This window comes from Streptomyces sp. T39 (genome assembly GCF_008042045.1).
GTDB lineage: Bacteria > Actinomycetota > Actinomycetes > Streptomycetales > Streptomycetaceae > Streptomyces.
Genome location: NZ_RDBP01000023.1, coordinates 1 through 5,438 on the forward strand (window position 1 = coordinate 1; position 5,438 = coordinate 5,438).

Genomic DNA, 5,438 nt, shown 5'->3' on the forward strand with positions numbered 1-5,438 from the left:
CCGCCCCCGCCCCGCGGAGGCGAGCCACCGCGGCGGCCACGCCCCGCTGACCGTCGACCCCGCCACTCACGAGGCGCTCGAATCCCTCGCCCGCGGCAGCGGCGCCACGCTCTTCATGGTCCTCCAGGCCGCCCTCGCCGCCGTCCTGACCCGGCACGGCGCCGGCACCGACCTGCCGCTGGCCACCATGACCGCCGGCCGCGACGACGAACTCCTCGCCCCCATGGTCGGCTTCTTCGTCAACACCCTGGTGCTGCGCACCGACACCTCCGGCGACCCCGCCTTCGCCGACCTCCTCGACCGGGTCCGGCGCACCGACCTCGCCGCCTACGCCCACCAGGAACTGCCCTTCGACCGGGTCGTCGAGCACCTCAACCCCGTCCGCACCACCGCCCACCACCCCCTCGCCCAGGTCGTCGTGCAGCTCCACCACGACTACGCCCGGGGCGTGCCCGGCACGGACGCCGTCCGGGGCCTGTTCCGCGACGACGCCCCCGCCCTCCTGACCACCGTCACCACCAAGTTCGACCTGACGTTCGCCCTGACCGACCTGCGCGACGCCGACGGCCGTCCCGCGGGCCTCGCCGGCGGACTGGAGTACGCCACCGACCTGTTCGACGCCCCCACCGCCGCGCTGCTCGCCGCCCACCTGGAACGCACCCTGCGCGCCGTCGCCGCCGACCCCCGACTGCGGATCGGGGAGGTGCCCCTGCTCACCGACGCCGACCGGTTCCGGCTCACCGGCGAGTACAACGACACCGCCACCGTCGTCGCCGGACGGGGCACCGTGCACGAGCGGATCGCCCGGCGCGCCGCCCGCACCCCGGACGCCCCCGCGCTGATCACGGACGAGGGCACCGTCGCCTACCGGGAGCTCGACGCCCGCGCCGAGATCCTCGCCGCCCGGCTGCGCGCCGCCGGCGTGCGCCGCGGCCACACCGTCGGCGTGCTGCTGGAACGCGGCGCGCCCCTCGTGGTCACCGCGCTCGCCGTCCTCAAGTGCGGAGCCGCCTACCTGCCGCTCGACCCCCGGCTCCCCGCCGCCCGGATCGCGCTCATGACCGAGGACGCGGGAGCCGTCCTGCTGGCGACCGACACCGCCCACGTCGCCGAGGCCCCCGGCCCCGCCGTGCTCCTCGTCGACGACCCGGCCGCCGGCGCCGCCCCCGCCGCGGAGCCCGCGCCCCCCGCGGGTCACACCGACGACCTGATGTACGTGATGTTCACCTCCGGCTCCACGGGACGGCCCAAGGGCGTCGGCGTCACCCACCGCAACGTGGTCGAACTCGCCGCCGACGGCGACACCGCCCGCGGCGGACCGCACCGGATGCTGGTCCACTCGGCCACCGGCTTCGACGCCTCCGTCTTCGAGATCTGGGTGCCCCTGCTGAACGGCGGCTCCCTGGTCGTCATGCGCGGCGACGGCACCGACCTCGCCGAGACCGCCCGCACCGTCCGCGAACACGGCGTCACCTGTGCCTACTTCACCGTCGGCCTGTTCCATGTGATGGCCGACGAGGGCCTGGACACCCTGCGGCTGCTGCGCGAGGTGTGGACCGGCGGCGACGTCGCCGCCCCGGCCGCCGTGCAGCGCGTGCTCACCCACTGCCCGGACACCGTCCTCGTCCACTCCTACGGCCCCACCGAGACCACCTTCGCCTCCCACAACCAGTGGTTCACCACCGGTGAGCGCACCCTCGGCGACACGGGCCTCCACCTCGGGCGCCCGATGGACAACACCCGCAGTCACGTCCTCGACGAGGCGCTGCGACCCGTGCCCCCGGGCGTCCCCGGCGAGCTCTACGTCGCCGGCGCGCACGTCGCCCGCGGCTACCTCGGCCGCCCGGCCCTCACCGCCGAACGGTTCGTCCCCGACCCGTTCGAGGCGGACGGCAGCCGCATGTACCGCACCGGCGACCGCGTCCTGTGGACCCCCGACGGCGCGCTGCGCTTCCTCGGGCGCGCCGACGGCCAGGTCAAACTCCGCGGCGTGCGCATCGAACCCGGCGAGGTCGAACGCGTCCTCGCCGCCCACCCGGCGGTCGGGCAGGCTCTCGTCGTCGTCCGCGAGGACCGGCCCGGCGACAAGGCCCTCGTCGCCTACGCCGTTGCCCGGGCCGAGGACACGGTCACCGAGGCCGAACTCCTCGCCGAGGCCCGCGCGCACCTCCCCGAGCACCTGGTGCCCGCCGCCGTCGTGGTACTCGGCGCACTGCCGCTGACCGTCAACGGCAAGCCCGACCGTGCCGCCCTGCCCGCCCCGAGCCGGCCGGGTGCCGAGGCGGGCGGCCGGGCGCCCCGCAACGCCCGCGAGGAGGTGCTGTGCGCCCTGTTCGCCGAGGTCCTCGGCGTCCCGCGGGTCGGCATCGACGACAACTTCTTCACCCTCGGGGGCCATTCGCTCCTCGGTGTGCGCCTGGTCAACCGGATCCGCCGCGTGCTGGGCGTCGAGCGCACCGTCCGCGACCTGTTCCGCTCGCCCACCCCGGCCGGGCTGCTCGGCACCGAGGACGACGACGCCACCGCCGCCCTCGGGGTGCTGCTCCCGCTCAGCACCCGCGGCGCCGACCGGCCGCTGTTCTGCGTCCACCCGGGCACCGGCGTCGGCTGGGCCTACGCCGGACTCGCCCGCCACCTCGGCGCCGACCAGCCGCTCTACGCCCTCCAGGCGCGCGCCCTCGCCGACCCGGGCCACCGGCCGCGCAGCATCGAGGAGATGGCGGACGCCTACCTGGAGCGGATCCGCGAGGTCCAGCCCTGGGGCCCCTACCGGCTGCTCGGCTGGTCCTTCGGCGGACTCGTCGCCCACACGATGGCGGTACGCCTGCGGGAGGCCGGCGAACACGTCGAGCTCCTCGCCCTGATGGACGTCCACCAGACCGGCCCCGGCAGCGTCTCCGTCCTGCCGCCCGAGGAGCGGACCCCCGCCCCGGCCGGCGACCTCGCCGAGGCGATGGACCGGATCCGCCGCGAGGACCCCGTGCTCGCCGGGTTCTCCGCCTCCGAACTGCGCGCCGTGCTCCGCGCCTCCGAGACCCACGCGGAGCTGATGTCCCGGCACGTCCCGGGCGTCGCCGACACCGACGTGCTGTTCTTCACCGCCCGCCGCGCGGGCGAACCCGACGGCGCCCTCGCCGCCACCTGGGTCCCGTTCACCGAGGGCACGGTGGAGAACCGCGCCCTGGAATGCGGCCATCTCGACATGGCCCGACCGGAATCTCTCGAAATCATCGGAAGAATTGTCTCGGAGAAAATCTCCGCCCTGCAGAAGAAAGAAACGAGGAGTACGTCATGAGCGAGTCCGTCAACCCGTTCGACAATGCCGAGGGTGTTTTCCACGTCGTCGTGAACGACGAGGGCCAGCACGCCCTGTGGCCCGCCTTCGCCGACGTCCCGGCCGGCTGGACCGGCGTCTGGGGGCCGGGCGAGCGCAGCCGGGCCCTGGAGTACATCACCGCCAACTGGACCGACATCCGCCCGCGCAGCCTCGTCGCCCAGTACGCCTGACCCACCCCGCCCGCTCCGGCGGACGCCTCACGAAAAGGCGCCGCGCCCCGCTTCCGCAGCGGGGCGCGGCGCCTTTTCCCGTGCCGTGGACCGCCGGGGGAATCAGCGGCGGAACAGGCAAAGTGCCGGTCGTTGCTGCCGCTCGCACTTCCCCTTCCGGCAGTCGTCGAATTCTATTCTTCGGGTATGAAGATTCTCCTGAGCGGAACCGCATCGGATTCCCACACATGGAATCTCGTGTATCTCCGTCTCTTCCTCGAGGAGCAGGGGTACGAGGTCGTCGGGCTCGGCCCCTGTGTCGACGCCGAGCTGCTCGTCGCCGGCTGTCTGCGGCACACGCCCGGCGCGGTGGTGCTCAGCAGCGTCAACGGCCACGGCTACCGCGACGGACTCACCGCGGTCCGCCGGCTGCGCGCGGAACCCGCGCTCGCCGGACTCCCCGTGGTCCTCGGGGGCAAACTCGGCGTCGCCGGCCACCGCCAGGAGTCCGACGTCACCGCTCTGACCGCGGCCGGCTGCGACGCCGTCCTCGGGGAGGACCTGGACGCCCTGCGCGGATTCCTCGCCGCCCGGGCCCGCAGGGAGGTGCCGGCTTGACCGCCCCCGCCTTCGGCGCGTTCGTCGCCGCGGCCTCGGCCGCCGGCCGGCTCGTCGTCCAGCCCCGCATGGGTTTCGGCGACCCCGAACGGATGCGCGCCGGTCTCGCCCGGACCAGGGCCGCCACCGCCCACACCGCGGGCACCCTCACCGTCGACAGCTACACCCGCGTCGGCGACCTGGCCGCCGCCCGGGCGGCCGTCGCCGACGGCGCCCGCCTCAACGGCTACCCGATCGCCGCCCACTCCCCGGCCACCACCCGCGGCGTCCTCGACGGACTGTTCGACGCCGACTTCCCCGTGCAGGTCCGGCACGGCTCCGCACGGCCCGAGGCCATCGTCCGCGCCCTGACCGCCGCCGGCCTCGACGCCACCGAGGGCGGCCCCGTCTCCTACTGCCTGCCCTACGGTCGCACCCCGCTGCGCGACTCCGTCACGGCGTGGGCCCGTTCCTGCGAGCTGCTGGCCACCGGGGCGCGCCCCGGCACCGTCCCGCACCTGGAGAGCTTCGGCGGCTGCCTGCTCGGCCAGCTCTGCCCGCCCGGGCTGCTGGTGGCCATGAGCGTCCTGGAATGCCTCTTCTTCACCCGGTACGGACTGCGCAGCGTCTCGCTCAGCTACGCCCAGCAGACAGACCCGGGCCAGGACGAGGAGGCCCTGCGCGCCCTGCACCGCCTGGCCGGCGAGTTCCTTCCCCCCGGCGTGGACCACCATGTCGTCCTCTACACGTACATGGGCGTCTACCCGCGCACGGAACAGGGCGCCACCCGGCTGCTGGAGGCGTCCGCACGCCTCGCCGTGCGCTCCGGTGCGGGGCGCCTCATCGTCAAGACCGCCGCCGAGGCACACCGCATCCCCAGCGTCGGGGAGAACGTCCGGGCGCTGGAGACGGCCGCCGCGGCCGCCGCACTCGCCGGTCCGGCCGCCCCCGGCACGGACACGGGGGAGGACGGCGAGATCTACCAGGAGGCCCGCACGCTCGTCGAGACCGTCCTCGGCCTCCACCCCGACCTGTCCCGCGCGCTGACCGCGGCCTTCGCCCGCGGACTGCTCGACGTGCCCTTCTGCCTCCACCCCGACAACGCCGGCCGCTCGCTCGGTTTCATCGACCCCGCAGGACGGCTGCGCTGGGCCCGCACCGGTGCCATGCCGCTGCGCGCCGACTCCGCGGCCGGCGTTGTCGGGGTGGAGGCAGAAGGGCACGTCGAGCAGTCCGCGGGCGAAGGCCGCGGTCAGCGCGCGGGACAGGTCGGGGTGGAGGCCGAGGACGGTCTCGACGAGCGTGCGGGCCTCCTGGTAGATCTCGCCGTCCTCCCCCGTGTCCGTGCCGGGGGC

Annotated in this window: 3 protein-coding genes and 1 pseudogene; all 4 read left to right on the forward strand. The window is 74.9% G+C overall.

What is annotated here, in order from left to right; genetic code table 11:
* Window positions 1-3,295, forward strand: a 3,295-nt coding sequence (locus EAO77_RS20190) for a non-ribosomal peptide synthetase (protein ID WP_147989699.1), incomplete at its 5' end; no start/stop codon positions are given.
* Window positions 3,292-3,507 (forward strand): MbtH family protein, encoded by a 216-nt coding sequence (locus EAO77_RS20195; RefSeq protein WP_147989700.1) that lies wholly within the window; start codon window positions 3,292-3,294, stop codon window positions 3,505-3,507. The genes EAO77_RS20190 and EAO77_RS20195, both read left to right, overlap by 4 nt.
* A 186-nt stretch (window positions 3,508-3,693) precedes the next feature.
* Window positions 3,694-4,104, forward strand: a complete 411-nt coding sequence (locus EAO77_RS20200) for a cobalamin B12-binding domain-containing protein (protein ID WP_147989701.1) — start codon at window positions 3,694-3,696, stop codon at window positions 4,102-4,104.
* Window positions 4,101-5,438: pseudogene (locus tag EAO77_RS20205) on the forward strand (hypothetical protein); the annotation flags it as partial. The gene EAO77_RS20200 and the pseudogene EAO77_RS20205, both read left to right, overlap by 4 nt.